This is a genomic window from Streptococcus sp. SK643 (genome assembly GCF_000259505.1).
Lineage (GTDB): Bacteria > Bacillota > Bacilli > Lactobacillales > Streptococcaceae > Streptococcus.
Genome location: NZ_AJMM01000020.1, coordinates 61121 through 78177, shown reverse-complemented (window position 1 = coordinate 78177; position 17057 = coordinate 61121). Strand labels below are relative to the sequence as shown.

The 17057-nt window shown below is 39.8% G+C and carries 17 protein-coding genes; 10 read left to right on the top strand and 7 right to left on the bottom strand.

What is annotated here, in order from left to right; all coding sequences use genetic code 11:
- The coding region (locus HMPREF1117_RS08530) for a hypothetical protein (RefSeq protein ID WP_231160768.1) at window positions 1–259 on the top strand (259 nt) is incomplete at its 5' end.
- 338 nt (window positions 260–597) lie between these two features.
- Window positions 598–1017, top strand: a complete 420-nt coding sequence (locus tag HMPREF1117_RS08525; RefSeq protein WP_269207917.1) for a leucine-rich repeat domain-containing protein — start codon at window positions 598–600, stop codon at window positions 1015–1017.
- Window positions 1018–1251: 234 nt separating this feature from the next.
- Here the strand turns inward: HMPREF1117_RS08525 and HMPREF1117_RS08520 are convergent, their stop codons facing one another.
- From HMPREF1117_RS08520 to HMPREF1117_RS08500, 5 genes are all read right to left on the bottom strand, one after another.
- Window positions 1252–2163 (bottom strand): PTS system mannose/fructose/sorbose family transporter subunit IID, encoded by a 912-nt coding sequence (locus HMPREF1117_RS08520; protein WP_000136858.1) that lies wholly within the window; start codon window positions 2161–2163, stop codon window positions 1252–1254.
- Between the two features lie 14 nt (window positions 2164–2177).
- Window positions 2178–2990, bottom strand: coding sequence for a PTS mannose/fructose/sorbose transporter subunit IIC (locus HMPREF1117_RS08515; protein WP_001280327.1), 813 nt, complete (start codon window positions 2988–2990; stop codon window positions 2178–2180).
- 77 nt (window positions 2991–3067) lie between these two features.
- Entirely contained in the window at window positions 3068–4057 is a 990-nt protein-coding gene (locus HMPREF1117_RS08510) for a PTS sugar transporter subunit IIB (protein WP_000021964.1), read from the bottom strand.
- A gap of 246 nt (window positions 4058–4303) precedes the next feature.
- The gene (gene adhP, locus HMPREF1117_RS08505) at window positions 4304–5323 is read right to left on the bottom strand and encodes an alcohol dehydrogenase AdhP (protein ID WP_000649174.1); all 1020 of its coding nucleotides are present in this window, start codon (window positions 5321–5323) and stop codon (window positions 4304–4306) included.
- 223 nt (window positions 5324–5546) lie between these two features.
- Window positions 5547–6359: a Cof-type HAD-IIB family hydrolase gene (locus HMPREF1117_RS08500; RefSeq protein ID WP_000162374.1), complete on the bottom strand. Its 813-nt coding sequence runs from the start codon at window positions 6357–6359 to the stop codon at window positions 5547–5549.
- 188 nt (window positions 6360–6547) lie between these two features.
- On the opposite strand from HMPREF1117_RS08500, the gene HMPREF1117_RS08495 reads away from it, so the two are divergent.
- From HMPREF1117_RS08495 to folK, 6 genes are all read left to right on the top strand, one after another.
- Entirely contained in the window at window positions 6548–7966 is a 1419-nt protein-coding gene (locus tag HMPREF1117_RS08495) for an NCS2 family permease (protein WP_000359314.1), read from the top strand.
- Between the two features lie 130 nt (window positions 7967–8096).
- Window positions 8097–8804, top strand: coding sequence for a CPBP family intramembrane glutamic endopeptidase (locus HMPREF1117_RS08490; RefSeq protein WP_000660730.1), 708 nt, complete (start codon window positions 8097–8099; stop codon window positions 8802–8804).
- 168 nt (window positions 8805–8972) lie between these two features.
- Window positions 8973–9947 carry a dihydropteroate synthase gene (gene folP / locus HMPREF1117_RS08485; RefSeq protein WP_000240378.1) on the top strand — a complete coding sequence of 325 codons (975 nt, stop codon included), beginning with the start codon at window positions 8973–8975 and terminating at the stop codon, window positions 9945–9947.
- Window position 9948: 1 nt separating this feature from the next.
- A complete protein-coding gene (locus HMPREF1117_RS08480; RefSeq protein WP_007557146.1) occupies window positions 9949–11247 on the top strand; it encodes a bifunctional folylpolyglutamate synthase/dihydrofolate synthase in 1299 nt (432 codons plus the stop codon).
- Between the two features lie 3 nt (window positions 11248–11250).
- Window positions 11251–11805 carry a GTP cyclohydrolase I FolE gene (folE, locus tag HMPREF1117_RS08475; protein ID WP_000380935.1) on the top strand — a complete coding sequence of 185 codons (555 nt, stop codon included), beginning with the start codon at window positions 11251–11253 and terminating at the stop codon, window positions 11803–11805.
- Window positions 11806–11845: 40 nt separating this feature from the next.
- On the top strand, window positions 11846–12658 hold the full coding sequence (folK, locus tag HMPREF1117_RS08470; protein WP_000372487.1) for a 2-amino-4-hydroxy-6-hydroxymethyldihydropteridine diphosphokinase: 813 nt from the start codon (window positions 11846–11848) through the stop codon (window positions 12656–12658).
- 45 nt (window positions 12659–12703) lie between these two features.
- Here the strand turns inward: folK and HMPREF1117_RS08465 are convergent, their stop codons facing one another.
- On the bottom strand, window positions 12704–13021 hold the full coding sequence (locus tag HMPREF1117_RS08465; protein WP_000886024.1) for a DUF960 domain-containing protein: 318 nt from the start codon (window positions 13019–13021) through the stop codon (window positions 12704–12706).
- A gap of 529 nt (window positions 13022–13550) precedes the next feature.
- Between HMPREF1117_RS08465 and ccpA the strand changes: the two genes are divergently transcribed.
- Window positions 13551–14561: a catabolite control protein A gene (ccpA, locus tag HMPREF1117_RS08460; protein ID WP_001090639.1), complete on the top strand. Its 1011-nt coding sequence runs from the start codon at window positions 13551–13553 to the stop codon at window positions 14559–14561.
- Window positions 14562–14618: 57 nt separating this feature from the next.
- Here ccpA and HMPREF1117_RS08455 read toward each other — a convergent pair whose 3' ends face one another.
- The gene (locus HMPREF1117_RS08455; protein WP_001124793.1) at window positions 14619–15581 is read right to left on the bottom strand and encodes an asparaginase; all 963 of its coding nucleotides are present in this window, start codon (window positions 15579–15581) and stop codon (window positions 14619–14621) included.
- A gap of 65 nt (window positions 15582–15646) precedes the next feature.
- Between HMPREF1117_RS08455 and HMPREF1117_RS08450 the strand changes: the two genes are divergently transcribed.
- A complete protein-coding gene (locus tag HMPREF1117_RS08450; RefSeq protein ID WP_000452105.1) occupies window positions 15647–17032 on the top strand; it encodes a Cof-type HAD-IIB family hydrolase in 1386 nt (461 codons plus the stop codon).
- The last annotated feature ends 25 nt before the right edge of the window (window positions 17033–17057 follow it).

The following is a 17057-nucleotide window of genomic DNA, read 5'->3' as shown; positions in this document are numbered from 1 at the left end:
GAATGATGACCATATGAACAATATACTAGAAGCTACACTACAAATCAAAGATGCACACAATGAAGGTGTTACATTCCATTTCTTAGAGAATATTAAAGAAGTATTGCGTGATGAGAGTGGGAAAGTAACTGGTGTAAAGGTTATTACAATGGAACTTGGTGAATCAGATGAAAGTGGAAGAAGATCAACGCATGAAGTGGCAGGTAGTGAACATATTATTCCATGTGACCTTGTCGTTGCAGCAATTGAACAAAAGTAGACTTTAGTGTTCTAGATGAAAGGTAAAAATTTGACTTTCGGTCAACATCAGAATACAATAGAAATGAACTAATAACAGGGGATGCATATTTAGGTCCTCAATCTATCGCAACCGCAATTAAAGGCGGGTGAGAAGTTGCGACAGAAGTACATGAATCGTTTAAAGAAAACACATAAATAATTTGTGGTGCCTTTCGTTTTTTTACTGGGAAAATTAAGGAACTATAGTTATAAATCCTTAAATATATTAATATATTAACATGCGTATATTTATGGGAAGAAGGTTATGTCATCTATAGTTGTACTTCTGACGATAAGGTTGTTCGTGTACCAAAGGAAATTAAAGGTAAACCTGTTATCGCAATTGGAGAACGTGGTCTTGCGAACTTGAAATATTGTGAGGCAATCGTTTTACCAGATACAGTACGATATATTGGAAAAGGTGCGTTTACGATTGACAATAAGTTAAAGTATGTCCACTTTGGTAAGTCAATAGAAACAGTAGAAGATGATGTTTTCAACTCTGATAGTTCATTAGAATCAGTTGTATTCCCAGAAGGAACAAAGAGTATTGGAACATTAGTATTTTGGGGGACATCATCAATTAAATCTATTACAATTCCAGCAAGTGTAACAGAAATTACAGAATACTTCTATTTTGTGGATAACTGTAACCCAGATGTAGAAATCCATACACCTAAGGGATCAAAGGCAGAAGAAGTAGCTAAAGCAATGCAACTTAAAGTAGTAAATGACTAAAGGGGAATAGTATGAACAAAAAATTACTATCAGGCTTAGGGACTGACCCCAAAAAGTGAGAATTTAATAAAAACACCCTAGGGCTACCGTCTTCGGTATTCAACCGGAGACAGGTAGTCCAATTTTTGTTGGATTCTTTTTTCATTAGGTTCTTCATCAACACTATTTGACAAAGAGCCAAAAGAATCAGGTGATAAACCTGATTCTTTTTTTGTTTGTACATTCTCACCAAGATTACATGATACCGAAGAAACGAGCTGCGATACCTACTGCAAAGAGTGCAAGGATGATTGAGATTGGTGATACTTTTTTCTTAAGCAACCACATGCAAAGGAAAGTAAGGAGAAGTCCCATCAATCCTGGAATCAATGAGTTCAACTGACCTTGAAGGGTTTGTGGTTGAATCTTGTCTAAGCTCAATCCACCAAGTGCTTGACCAAGGATACCTTTCAATTCAGCACCTGACACAGGTCCTTCTGGGAAGTTGATGTAGGCACCTTCAGCCAATTGTTTACCTGGAAGGTTAACAGTGAAGTTGATAGATACCCAACGTTGTACAAGAACAGCAAGGATGAACATACCAAGGATAGAAGCACCTTTAGTGATGTCTTTCAAGATACCACCAGACATGTCTTTAGTGATTTCAGAACCAGCCTTGTAACCAAACTCTTGTGTGTACCATAGGAAGGCCATACGGATAGCATTCCATCCGAAGAAGAAGAGAAGTGGACCAACCAAGTTACCAGATGCAGCAAGTGATGCACCAAGAGCTCCAAGGATAGGACGAACTGTAAACCAGAATACTGGGTCACCGATACCAGCAAGAGGTCCCATCATACCGATTTTAACCCCTTGGATAGCAGCGTCGTCGATTTCAACACCGTTCGCACGTTCTTCTTCAAGTGCAAGAGTAACCCCCATGATTGGAGCAGCTACGTATGGATGTGTGTTGAAGAACTCAAGATGGCGCTCAAGAGCAGCCGCTTGGTCTTCTTTAGTAGTGTACAATTTTTTGATAGCTGGAATCAATGAGTAAGCCCAACCCAAGTTTTGCATACGCTCGTAGTTCCAAGAACCTTGAAGGAATTGTGAACGCCACCAAACTTTTTTACGATCTGATTTTGATAATTGAAGTTTTTCAGTCATGATTGTTCCCCTTTCTAGTAGTCTTCTAGGATATCACCGATTGGGTCGTTAGAAGTCGCAGCTCCGCCGCCACCGTTACCACCTTGTTTTGAAAGGTTAAGATAGATGAAGGCAAGGGCAACACCGACTACACCAAGGGCAATCAAAGTCAATTGAGAAATGGCAGCAAAAGCAAAACCGATTGCGAAGAATGGCCATACCTCACGAGTTGCCATCATGTTGATAACCATAGCGTAACCAACGGCAACGACCATAGCACCACCGACAGCCATACCACCGTTCAACCAGTCTGGCATCAATTTAAGAGCATCTTGAACGGCAGAAGCAGGGATAGCGATAAGGAAGGCAGCAGGGATAGCAATACGAAGACCTTGAAGAAGAAGTGCGATAAAGTGAGCACGCTCAACAGCCGCAATATTTCCTTCTTTAGCAGCAGCATCTGCAGTGTGAACCAAACCAACTGAGATTGTACGAACAATCATAGTCAAGAAAAGTCCAGCTACGGCAAGAGGGATAGCTGTTGCTGTTGCAACTGCGATACCTTCAGTAGTAAAGTTACCACCTTTGATTAAGATGATTGCTGCGGCAACAGATGCAAGAGCAGCGTCTGGAGCTACGGCAGCTCCGATGTTTGCCCAACCAAGGGCGATCATTTGAAGAGATCCACCAAGCATAACCCCTGCTTCAAGGTTACCTGTTACAAGACCGATAAGGGTACATGCTACGATTGGTTGATGGAATTGGAATTGGTCGAGGATACCTTCAAGACCTGCAAGGAAGGCAACAACTACAACCAAGATAGCAGAAATGATTGAAATATCTGACATGGTTTTATTCCTTTTCTATTAAATTCTATTAAAGTGTAAAATCTTTCTTCGAATATTTCGATAGAGTTTGATTTAAATTATTGAACGTTGGCTTTGTTGATCAAGTCAAACAAATCTTTTTTAGTGTCGTTTGGTACTTTACGTACATCAAATTCAATACCAAGGTCACGCATTTTTTCAAATGTTGCAACGTCTTCTTTATCCATAGATAAAACATTGTTGATCATTGTTTTACCAGTTGAGTGAGCCATTGATCCTACGTTAAGAGTCTTGATTGGCACGCCACCTTCAATTGCACGAAGGGCATCTTGAGGTGTTTCAAACAAGATAAGGGCATGTGTTTCTCCAAAACGTGGGTCTTTTGAAACCTCAATCAATTTTTGGATTGGTACAACATTGGCTCTTACTCCATTCGGAGCCGCTTGTTTAATCAATTCTTTACGAAGATCGTCGTTGGCAACGTTATCTGAAGCAACGATGATACGGTCTGCTTTTGAATCTGGAGTCCAAGCAGTTGCAACTTGACCGTGAAGTAAACGAGTGTCTAGGCGAGCAAGGTTGATTTTTAGTTTACCATCACCGATAACAGTTCCTTCTGGGATAGCAGCTTGGGCAACTGGAGCAGCTGCAGCAGTTGCAACTTCTTCAACTGGATTTAACTCTTCTGGAAGAGCTTTGATGCCATCTTTGGCTTCTTTGATAATATTCGCAGCGACTTTTTCCACGCCTGCTGTAGCGTCCATGAGGCGCTCTGTATAGGCTTGGATTAACATCGGTAAGTTAAGTCCTGTGATGATGGCAAACTTACGATCAGGATTTTCTCCCATCACGCGACTAGCTTGGTTGAATGGAGAACCACTCCAAAGGTCAGCCAAAACTAGTACCTCATCTTCTGCGTCAAATGCAGCCACAGCGTTGTTAAATTTAGCATATAGGTCATCTGGACCTTCGTTTGGCATAAAGGTTACAACTTGAACCTTTTCTTGTTCACCAAAGATCATAGACCCTGATTGGTGAATACCAGCGGCAAATTCACCGTGGCTCGCAATAATGATTCCGATACTCATTATTGTCATTCCTCCTTATAAAATGTTGTGCCCATTGTTTAAGAAAACTTTAAGACTAGATTAGTATAAACCGTTTTCATAAAAAAATCAACTATTTGATATAGAATACTCAAGAAAACATTTAAATAGTGTATTTAATAATATTGATATAATAAGATTTCGGAGAGAAATAGGATTATTTGACATTAAAATTTAATATAAAAAAGTTGGAAGGGGTTTCCAACTTTTTTATATATTTGATTTAGATTAGTGAGTGAAATCAAGCACCATACGTCCTTGAATTTGACCTTTTTCCATTTCATCGAAAATAGCGACCGCATCTTCTACAGGGCGTTTTTGAACAACTGGGACTACTAAACCTTCTGCACCAAATTGGAAGGCTTCTTCTAAGTCTTTACGAGTTCCAACAAGTGAACCGATAACTTGAATTCCGTCTAGAACTGTTTTTACGATGCTGAGTTCCATCATTTCAGAAGGAAGACCAACAGCAACTACACGACCACCAGCACGTACAGAATCAACAGCTTGGTTAAAGGCAACTTTAGAGACAGCAGTTACAACAGCTGAGTGAGCTCCGCCATCAGTTTTTTCCTTGATGAGTCCAGGTACATCTTCAACTTCGAGACCGTTAATAACGATATCAGCGCCCACTTCTTTTGCAAGGGCAAGTTTGTCATTGTTGATATCGACTGCGATAACATGAGCATTGAATACTTTTTTAGCGTATTGAACAGCTAGGTTCCCAAGTCCACCAGCACCGTAGAGAACAACCCATTGGCCAGGTTCAACTTTGGCTTCTTTAATCGCTTTATAAGTTGTCACACCAGCACATGTGATAGAAGAAGCTTGGGCAGGGTCAAGTCCTTCTGGTACTTTAACAGCATAGTCTGCAGTTACGATACATTGTTCAGCCATACCACCATCTACTGAATAACCTGCATTTTTAACTGTACGGCAAAGAGTTTCACGACCAGTTGTACAGTATTCACAAGTACCACATCCTTCAAAGAACCAAGCGACGCTGACACGGTCACCGACTTTAAGGCTTTTCACATCTGGGGCAATTTCTTTAACGATTCCGATACCTTCGTGTCCAAGAACACGCCCTGGTACTTGACCGAAGTCACCATGGGCAACGTGGAGGTCGGTGTGGCAAACACCACAGTATTCAACTTCTACAAGTGCTTCACCAGTTTCAAGTGGGCGGAGTACTTTTTCTTCAATAGCAACACCAGTGCTTTCTGGATTTACAACAACAGCTTTCATAGCTATCCTCCTTGATATGTTTGAAGAGCAAGAGGAACAGGATTCGATTGATTTTCTCAATTGAAGGCGAGTTTGACTTACTCAGTTATGTCTATATGTGAAGTATATCACAAACGAAACCCCTTTCCAAGGTTTTTAAGGTGAAAAACATAACAATCGATTAACTGGTTGATGAGACTGTAAAAAGAGCACAAAGACCAGCATAAGAGCTGGTCAGATTCGCTTATAAGAATAAAGTTTCTAGCGTTTTAGCAACACCATCTTGGTCGTTTGTCAAAGAAGTTTGTTCATCTGCGTAGGAAAGGAGGTCGGGATTGGCATTTTTCATAGCGTACCCTTTTCCTGCAAAAGCCAGCATCTCTGTGTCATTGTGCTCATCACCAAAGGCAATCAAGTCCTTTTTGTCACGATTCATGACCTTAAGTAAGTAGTCTAAGGCAAAAGCCTTGTTAACACCTTTGGCTGAACATTCAAGGATATTAAGAGGACCTCCCCATGTATTGATAGCTAATTGATGCTTATAAAAAGCATTCATTTCAGCTGCAAGGGCATATTTGTCAGTTGCCCTTGTTTGAAGGAGTAAGGCGTTAGGATTTTCAGAAACTAATTCTTTCTGAAAGAGGTGGCTGTTCGAGAAATTTTTGATACCAAAGAGGGCAGGATTAACAATTGATTCATCGGTATTGGTAATATAGAATTGATTTCGATATTCACTGGCAATAAAATCAGCTTGGATTTCCTCTGAACGTTTGACCATATCGAGTAAATAGCTTTTATCTAAGGTTACAGATTGTTCAAATTCCCAATCTTTATTAGGAATGTGTGTTAGAGAGCCGTTGAAATTAATCATTGGGGTATCTAACCCCAATTCTTTGTAGTAATCAATTGCCATGCGGTAAGGGCGCCCTGTTGTGATGATAATGTCGTGTCCTTTTTCCGAGACTTTTTTTATCGTCTGTTTGGTAAAGTCAGAAATCTGACTTTCTGAGTTGAGCAAGGTGCCATCAAGATCAACTGCAATTATTTTTTTAGTCATATAAACCTTTCTAGTACGTTTCCAGATAAGATGTCTACTATTATAACAAAAAGCAAGAAGAAAATCAGATTCGAAACAAAAATAAAATTTGTCAATTTATTAAATAATTCAAACAAAGATATTGAAAAACTGAATAATAAATGATACAATACTAATATTGTTCGTAAAAAAACAAAAGGAGATTTATGATGGACAAACTATTTAAACTAAAAGAGAACGGAACGGACGTTCGTACGGAGGTTCTTGCTGGTTTAACAACTTTCTTTGCGATGAGCTATATTCTCTTTGTAAACCCACAAATGCTTTCCCAAACAGGGATGCCTGCTCAAGGGGTCTTTCTTGCAACGATAATTGGTGCGGTTGCAGGAACCTTGATGATGGCTTTCTATGCTAACTTGCCCTATGCTCAGGCTCCTGGTATGGGACTTAACGCCTTCTTTACCTTTACAGTCGTATTTGGACTTGGTTATTCTTGGCAACAAGCGCTTGCTATGGTCTTTATCTGTGGACTTATTTCATTGGTTATCACTTTAACAAGTGTTCGTAAAATGATCATTGAGTCAATTCCAACTGGTTTGCGTTCAGCTATTTCAGCTGGTATCGGTGTTTTTCTTGCTTATGTTGGGATTAAAAATGCTGGTCTTTTGAAATTTACGATTGACCCAGGAAATTATACAGTTGTAGGAGAAGGTGCTGACAAGGCGCAAGCAACAATTGCGGCAAATGCTTCAGCAGTTCCAGGATTGGTTGACTTCAATACTCCATCTGTTTTAGTTGCTCTTGCTGGTATTGCTATTACGATTTTCTTTGTGATTAAAGGAACTAAAGGTGGAATCATTCTTTCTATCTTGACAACAACCGTTCTAGCTATTGCAGTTGGATTAGTTGACCTTTCTAGCATTGATTTTTCTAATAATCACGTGGGTGCAGCGTTTGAAGATTTGAAGAAAATCTTTGGTGCAGCACTTGGTTCAGAAGGTTTGGGAGCATTGATTTCAGATACAGCTCGCTTACCTGAAACCCTTATGGCCATTCTTGCCTTTTCACTGACAGATATCTTTGATACAATTGGTACTTTGATTGGTACAGGGGAAAAAGTTGGTATCGTAGCTACAAATGGTGAAAATCATCAATCGGATAAGTTGGACAAGGCTCTATACTCTGATTTGATTGGTACTACACTTGGTGCCATTGCAGGTACTTCAAACGTAACAACCTATATTGAGTCTGCTGCTGGTATCGGAGCAGGTGGACGTACTGGTTTGACAGCCTTGGTTGTGGCTATCTGTTTTGCCATTTCAAGTTTCTTTAGCCCACTTCTAGCTATCGTGCCTTCATCTGCTACAGCTCCAATCTTAATTATTGTTGGGATTATGATGCTTGGTAGCTTGAAAAATATCCATTGGGATGATATGGCTGAAGCGGTTCCTGCCTTCTTCACATCTATCTTTATGGGATTCAGTTATTCTATCACTCAAGGGATTGCAATTGGCTTCTTAACTTATACCTTGACTAAGCTATTTAAAGGACAAGCAAAAGATATTCATGTTATGATTTGGATTTTGGATGCCTTGTTTATCCTCAACTATATCAGCATGGCTTTATAAATGTTAGAATATAAAAAGGGGGCTACCCCTTTTTATATTCATACTGTTCTAAAAATACTGTAAACAAGGTGCTTAAAATTAAGTCGCAAGTATATTCAATGATGTTTATTAAGTCTAAGGAGGAAAAATTATGAAGGAGAAGAGTGTGTGGAAAGAGATAGTGAACAGGGGAAAATGGGTAATTATTTTTTTAGTAGCCCTTCTTTTTTCTCAGCTTCCTTTGGCTTTATCCTATTATCTAACAAGTAGACGATTTCCGCTGTTACAATCAGGATTATTAGTATCCGCCTTATCTCTGTTGGTTTTACTTGTATTTATCATCGGAGCTCGAAAATCACAGTTGACTAGTTTTAGTTTATCGTTTTTTAAGACGAAGGACTTGGCTAGATTGACCTTAAGCTATCTTGTGATTCTTTCCTTTAATATTCTTGGTGTGCTCTTATTGCGTTTGATGAATGAAACAACAACCAGCAATCAATCAAATATTAATGATCTGGTCCAGAATAGTTCTTTAATTTCCAGTTTTTTCTTACTGGTTCTAATTGCTCCTATCTGTGAGGAGATTTTATGTCGCGGTATGATTCCTAAAAAGATTTTTAGAGGAAAGGAAAAGTTAGGTTACATAGTAGGTGCAGTTGTATTTGCTTTGCTTCATCTACCAACAAATCTGCCTTCTCTTTTAATCTATGGTGGCATGTCATCGGTTTTAACGTGGACTGTCTATAAAACGCAACGTCTAGAAATGTCTATCTTACTTCATATGATTGTTAACGGAGTAGTCTTTTGTTTGTTTGCACTTGTAATCATTGTTAGTAGAACCTTGGGAGTACCTCTTTAGATTTCTCTGCTTGAAAAATACAAGGCCAATATTTTAAAAATGGGAGAGATGGCTCTGCTAAATGGAAGCAATCTTGCTTGAGGGAGAAATTATCTCCTTCAACTGAGAAAAAGGTGAATGCAATCGTATCCATCTTTTTCTTTTTTTATGGTAAAATAGAGAAATAATATGGTGAAAAATCTTAAGGGAGTGATCGAGATGTCAAGTAAAGCCAATCATGCAAAGACAGCTATTTGCGGAATTATCAATGTAACACCAGATTCTTTTTCAGATGGTGGTCAGTTTTTTGCTGTTGAGCAAGCGCTTGAGCAAGCTCGTAAATTGATTGCAGAAGGAGCTAGTATTCTAGATATCGGTGGAGAATCGACCCGACCTGGAAGTAACTATGTTGAGATAGAAGAGGAAATTCAGCGAGTAGTTCCGGTGATTGAGGCAATTCGCAGAGAAAGTGATATCCTCATTTCGATCGATACTTGGAAAAGTCGGGTGGCTGAGGCTGCCTTGGCTGCTGGTGCTAATATTGTCAATGATATTACAGGCCTTATGGGAGATGAGAAGATGGCAGATGTCGTTGCCAAGACTTCTGCACAGCTGGTTATCATGTTCAATCCAGTCATGGCACGGCCCCAGCATCCTAGTTCTCAGATTTTTCCTCGCTTTGGTTTTGGACAAGTATTTACAGAGGAAGAGTTTACTCGTTTTGAAAAACTATCGATAGAAGAATTGATGGATACTTTTTTTGCCAAGGCTTTGGTCAAAGCAGAGGAAGCTGGTATTGATCGTCAAAATATTATGCTGGATCCAGGAATTGGTTTTGGCTTGACCAAGAAAGAAAATTTGCTTCTTCTTCGGGATTTGGAAAAACTGCATCAAAAAGGCTATCCCATCTTTCTCGGCGTTTCACGCAAGCGCTTTGTCATCAATATTCTAGAAGAGAGTGGATTTGAAGTCAATTCTGAGACAGAAGCTGGTTTTCGAAATAGAGACATAGCTTCAGCTCATGTCACGAGTATCGCTGTGAGGCAGGGTGTTGAAGTAGTACGAGTCCATGATGTAGCCAGTCACAAGATGGCTGTTGAAATTGCTTCGGCCATACGTCAGGCTGAATTAGCGGAACATGTAGATTTAAAACAATATAAATAAGATGAAAGAATTCAATAACAACCAATGGATTACTCGCTATCGGACGGACCAGCCTCATTTTGGTCTGGAAAGGATGACAGAGCTCTTAGCTTTGCGTGGGAATCCCCATCATAGACTCCCAGTCATCCATATTGGTGGAACTAATGGCAAGGGATCTACTATTGCTTTTTTGAAACAGATGCTAGAAAAGCTAGGGTTTCGAGTCGGTGTGTTCAGCTCCCCTTATCTGATTCACTATAGGGATCAGATTTGTATTGATGAACAATCCATCTCAGAAGAAAAATTGGAAATTCTGATGGCAGAGTATCAGACCTTGCTAGAAGAGTCTGACATAAAGAGTTTGGCGGAAACAACAGAATTTGAGATTTTGACAGCTATTGCTTTTGAGTATTTTGCTTCTGAAAAAGTAGATGTGGCAATTATGGAGGTCGGTATGGGTGGTCTCTTAGACAGCACCAATATCTGCCAGCCTATCTTGGCAGGTATCACGACTATTGGATTGGACCATGTAGCCCTTCTAGGAAATACCTTAGAAGTCATAGCAGAGCAGAAGGCAGGGATTGTCAAACAGGGTATTCCGCTGGTGACAGGTTCCATTACTCCAGAAGCTTTGTCTGTTATAGATGCTATAGCTACTAAAAAGAATGCTCCAAGAATAGCTTATGAGAAAGATTATCAGGTGAAGCACTTAGAAAGTGTGGTAATGGGGGAAGTATTTACCTATACCAGCCCTGTCAGACAAGGTCATTTTCAGACAGGGCTACTTGGCTTGCATCAGATTGAAAATGCCGGGATGGCGATAACACTGCTAGATACCTATTGTCAAGCTACTGGGCGAGAACTCATCAGCAATGATTTATTGGCTCAAGCTTTGGAAGAAACAAGATGGCCAGGAAGATTGGAAATTGTTTCTAGAGATCCCTTGTTGATTCTGGATGGCGCCCATAATCCTCATGCTATCAAGGCTTTATTAGCAACTCTACAAGAGAGATTTGCTGGCTATCATAAGGAAATCCTCTTTACTTGTATCAAAACCAAGGCTTTGGAGGATATGTTGGATTTGTTAGAAACGATCCCAGATAGCGACCTAACCCTGACTCATTTTGATGATAGTCGGGCGACGGATCGAACATTGCTGAAAGAAGTAGCTCAGTCTAGAAATCTCAACTATCAAACTTGGCAGGCATTTCTAGATCAACCTACTTTAAAAAATCAAGATAAAAAAACAGTTAGGCTTGTCACTGGTTCCCTATATTTCTTGAGCCAGGTGAGAGCCTACCTAATGGAGAGGAAAAACTAAAAAATGGATACACAAAAGATTGAAACAGCTGTAAAAATGATTATTGAAGCTGTCGGTGAGGATATGAATCGTGAGGGGTTGCAGGAAACACCTGCCCGTGTAGCTCGCATGTACCAAGAAATTTTTTCAGGTTTGGGTCAGACAGCAGAGGAACACTTATCAAAATCCTTTGAGATTATTGATGATAATATGGTCGTGGAAAAGGACATTTTTTTCCATACCATGTGTGAACACCACTTCTTGCCTTTTTATGGTAGAGCCCATATCGCCTATATTCCTGACGGACGTGTGGCTGGTTTATCAAAATTAGCTCGTACAGTAGAGGTCTATTCTAAAAAACCTCAAATTCAGGAGCGCTTGAATATCGAGGTGGCAGATGCTTTGATGGATTATTTGGGGGCTAAGGGTGCTTTTGTTGTCATTGAAGCAGAACATATGTGTATGAGTATGCGAGGTGTTAGAAAACCTGGAACGGCTACCTTAACAACCGTAGCTCGTGGGGTATTTGAGACGGATAAGGATCTTCGTGATCAAGCTTACCGTTTAATGGGACTATAAGAAATCCGCCTAAAGCGGATTTTTCTAGAAAGGACTAGTCATGGATCAACTGCAGATTAAGGATTTAGAAATTTTCGCCTATCACGGCCTCTTTCCAAGTGAGAAAGAATTGGGGCAAAAATTTATTATTTCAGCGACCTTATCTTATGATATGACCAAGGCTGCAACAGACTTGGATTTATCAGCGTCAGTTCATTATGGGGAACTGTGCCAGCAGTGGACGACTTGGTTTCAGGAAACCACTGAGGACTTGATTGAAACGGTAGCCTACAAACTAGTAGAACGTACCTTTGAAGCCTATCCTCTTATTCAAGAAATTAAGCTGGAACTGAAAAAACCCTGGGCGCCAGTGCATTTGCCACTAGATACTTGCTCAGTAACCATTCATCGCCGTAAGCAACGAGCCTTTGTCGCCTTGGGGAGCAATATGGGTGATAAGGAAGCTAATCTGAAAGAGGCTATTGAAAAAATGCAGGCTAAAGGCATTCGTATCCTTAAAGAATCCAGTATTTTGACAACAGAACCTTGGGGTGGAGTTGAGCAGGATTGTTTTGCCAATCAGATTGTTGAGGTGGAAACTTGGTTACCAGCTCCAGTCTTGTTAGAAACCTTATTAACCATTGAGTCAGAGATGGGACGGGTAAGAGAAGTGCATTGGGGCCCTCGTTTGATTGATTTGGACCTGCTCTTTGTAGAGGACCAGGTTGTTTATACAGACGATCTTATCTTGCCTCATCCTTATGTAGCAGAACGACTCTTTGTCCTTGAATCCTTGCAGGAAATAGCTCCTTATTTTGTTCATCCTACATTAAAGCAACCTATCCGCAACTTGTATGATGATTTGAAAAAATAGAAAAACTCTAGTTTCCTATCTGCGTTCAAAGGAGACTAGAGTTTTTTAAAATAGGTCATTTTCTTCTGGAAGGAGTATGGTCTCTTTGCCATCCATATCTAGAACCAGCACTTTTGGGGGATATAGAGGGTCAAAAGGATGATTAAAGTCGAAGTCAATAGCTGTCGGAAGATGTTGACTTGAAAAGTGGAAGGTAATACTTCCGTTTTTATTGAGCAATTGAAATTCGAGTTCTTCTTCCAATTCAAAGACATTTTTTAAGAAATGGTCGATGATATACCAAAAAGAGTCAATGACATCATCAGGTAAGCTGCTAACAATGCCAAAACTAGCAGACCTCATGTGCGTATTGGTAAAAGCCATATATCTGCCCTCCTTTCTTTTTCTTAATCATACAGTAAATAGGATTAAAAATCAAGAAAAGGTCATTTGTTCTTCAAAACTTCAATTTTAAGTTAATTAACAAGAAGAAATTCTCTAGGATGCATGTAGTTCAAGTATTCTTTAGGGAAATAATCAATCAAGTTTTCTTTCATAAAAATTCTATGTTATTTTTTATAAAATATCCAAGCTTATATTACTTTTATGCGAAATTAAAAATAGCAAGGATTATTATTTTGCGTTTTCAAATGTATATAGAAATAATACTCTTCTAGGATAAGATGTAATAGTTTTTTCTATTATATAAACTTTTTTAGGATAAGTATCTAGTTTGGAAAAAATTTTTCTTCAAGAAAATGAGTTTAGATGAAATTTTTTTCAAATAATCTTTAAAAAATACTTGAAAGTGTTTACAATAAGTGATAGAATGGAATAAATAGAAACATGAAAACGAAATTTTCATACAATCTCTTTCAGAGCCCTTTGTAGTATGATGTAGAAAGGAAAAGGAATGAATACAGATGATACAGTAACGATTTATGATGTCGCCCGTGAGGCAGGAGTTTCGATGGCGACAGTCAGCCGTGTAGTCAATGGCAACAAGAATGTTAAAGAGAATACCCGTAAAAAAGTACTTGAGGTGATTGACCGTTTAGACTACCGTCCAAATGCAGTGGCGCGTGGTCTTGCAAGTAAAAAAACAACGACAGTAGGTGTTGTGATTCCCAATATTACCAATGGTTATTTTTCAACTCTTGCTAAGGGAATTGATGATATCGCAGAAATGTACAAGTACAATATCGTTCTTGCTACCAGTGATGAAGATGATGACAAGGAAGTTTCTGTTGTCAATACCCTCTTTTCAAAACAAGTGGATGGGATCATTTTTATGGGTTACCACTTAACTGAAAAGATTCGTTCAGAGTTTTCTCGTTCACGGACACCGGTCGTTCTTGCTGGTACAGTAGATATAGAACACCAACTTCCAAGTGTTAACATCGATTATAAACAAGCGACCATTGATGCAGTGAGCTACCTAGTAAAAGAAAATGAGCGAATTGCTTTTGTGAGTGGTCCCTTAGTAGATGATATCAATGGGAAAGTACGCCTGGTCGGCTATAAAGATGCTTTGAAAAAAGCAGGTATTTCTTATAGTGAAGGTTTGGTCTTTGAGTCTAAATACACTTATGAAGACGGTTATGCCTTGGCAGAACGCTTGATTTCATCAAATGCAACGGCGGCAGTAGTTACAGGTGATGAATTAGCTGCAGGAGTATTGAATGGTCTCTCAGATAAAGGAATTTTGGTACCTGAAGAATTTGAAATCATTACCAGTGACGATTCTCAAATCTCTCGCTATACTCGTCCAAATTTGACTACAGTTGCACAACCTCTTTATGATCTTGGGGCTATCAGTATGCGTATGTTAACCAAGATCATGCATAAGGAAGAATTGGAAGAACGTGAAGTTCTCTTACCTCATGGTTTGACAGAACGTCGTTCAACACGAAAACGTAAATAGAAAAAATCAGGGAATCGCGTAGATTTCCTGATTTTGCTTTCAGTGTAAGAACGGTCATTATCCTTCTAAGTATTCTTTTAAAGCTAGCCCTTTTAACCCTGCATTGAGAGCAATGAGGAGTTTTAGGCGGGCTTTTTGGGCATTGAGTTCTTTGACAAAGAAAACACCTGCCTTTTGCAACTGCACGCCCCCACCTTGGTAGGCATAAACAGGCTCAGCGATACCGTTAAAGCATCGTGAAACCAGGGCGACTGGGATTCCTTTCTGCAGAAGGCTTTCTAATTTTTGAGCCGTTTCTTGGGGAATATTACCCGCTCCGAAGGCTTGGATAATCAATCCGTCCAATTGTTCCCAATCCAGCATATCAATCAGCTCATCTGTCATACCAGCATAAGCAGAGATGATAGGGACTAATCCTTGTATGTGATCAAGGTCAAAGCGAACACGAGGTTCAGCTGTTTTGAAGTAGAGGATTTCCTTCTTCATAATCAGACCAAGGGGACCGTGGGTAGGAGTCTGGAAGGTACTGACATTGGTCGTATGTGTTTTGGTAACATACTTGGCAGCATGGATTTCATCGTTCATAACAACCAAAACTCCTTTGTCAGCAGCCTTGTCATCGCTAGCAACCCTTAAAGCACTTAGGTAATTATAAACCCCGTCACTGCCGAGTTCATTGGAGCTGCGCATGGCCCCTGTTAGAACGATAGGCATATGGGGAACTTCCATGGTATCAAGGAAATAGGCTGTTTCCTCTAAAGTATCGGTCCCATGTGTGATCACCACCCCATCGTAGTTATTCGCTTCCTCTTTGATTTTCTGGTAGAGGGCCAGCATATGCTTGGGTTTGATATGGGGGCTTGGCAGGTTAAAAAAGTCCAAGGCGTGGACTTGGATTCCTTCAAGAGGACTGGACACATGGTTCATGGGATTATCTGAACTCGTCACAACAGCGCCAGAAGCATCGGCTTGCATGGAAATAGTTCCGCCCGTATGTAAAACAAGGATTTTCTTAGGCATGATTTACTCACTCTTTCTGAAATGTGGTATAATCATTGTATCATAAAAGGGGAGAATGAGATAGGATGGAAGTCAAAGCTGTTTTTTTTGATATCGATGGTACCCTCGTCAACGATCGCAAGAGTGTTTTGAAATCCACTAAGGACGCGATTAAGATTGTTAAAGAACAAGGGGTACTTGTTGGAGTAGCCACAGGGCGAGGACCTTTTTTTGTTAAGGATTTAATGAAAGATTTGGATTTAGATTTTGCAGTCACCTATAATGGTCAGTATATCTTTACGAAAGACAAGGTTCTTTTTACAAGTCCTATTTCTAAGTCACATTTACGGCAATTGATTGCTTATGCAAAAAAAGAGGGCAAGGAGATTGCTCTTGGAAGCAAGGATGCTATGGTGGGATCGAAAATCATGTCTTTTGGCATGGGTTCTTTTTCACAGAGAATCAGTCGCTTTGTTCCATCTGTTTTGACTCGGACAGTTAGCCATTCTTTTAATCGATTGGTTAGTAAGGTTGTTCCTCAAAAAGAAGAGGACCTGCTTCACTTAATGAATCAGCCTATCTACCAAGTTTTGATGCTAATGACGCCAGAAGAATCAGAGAAGGCGACGGCTGACTTTGATGATTTAAAATTAACTCGCAGCAATCCTTTTGCGGCAGATATCATTAATCAAGGAAATTCTAAATTAGAAGGAATTCGTCGAGTTGGGAAAGAATATGGTTTTGATCTTAATCAAGTCATGGCTTTTGGAGACTCAGATAATGATCTAGAAATGTTAGCAGGTGTGGGGATGTCTGTTGCCATGGGAAACGGTAGTAGTAGTGTTAAGGAAGTTGCCAAGCATATCACAACTAGCAACCAGCAAGATGGTATTCACAAGGCCTTGGAACACTTTGGTGTCTTGGCTTCGGAAAAAGTCTTTGTCAGCCGAGATTATCATTTTAATAAGGTCAAGACCTTCCACCATATGATGGATGAACGGACTCAAGAAGAACCTATAGCATGGGATATAGAAGGGGCAACTCATAGAGCTGGATTTAAGATAGAAGAATTAGTAGAGTTTGTGCGAGCAGCGAGCTCGTCAGAAGAAGAATTCCAAGAGTCACTTACCAGCCTACATAAAGCCATTGATAATGCAGCTGAGAAAGTCGTGCAAAAGACACCGGCTAAACAAGATTTGGTTGGCCAGGTAGATGCTCTGATTGATTCACTCTACTTTACTTATGGTAGTTTTGTTTTGATGGGAGTGGATCCAGAACGTATTTTTGACATTGTCCACCAAGCTAATATGGGGAAAATATTCCCAGACGGGAAGGCTCACTTTGACCCCCTTACCCATAAAATATTGAAACCAGATGATTGGGAAGAAAAATACGCCCCAGAAGCAGCTATTGAAAAAGAATTGCAACGTCAACGGAAGGCTTATGAACGCCATAAAGAAAGACAAAAATAAGAAAAAGGAGCTTTGAGGCTCCTTT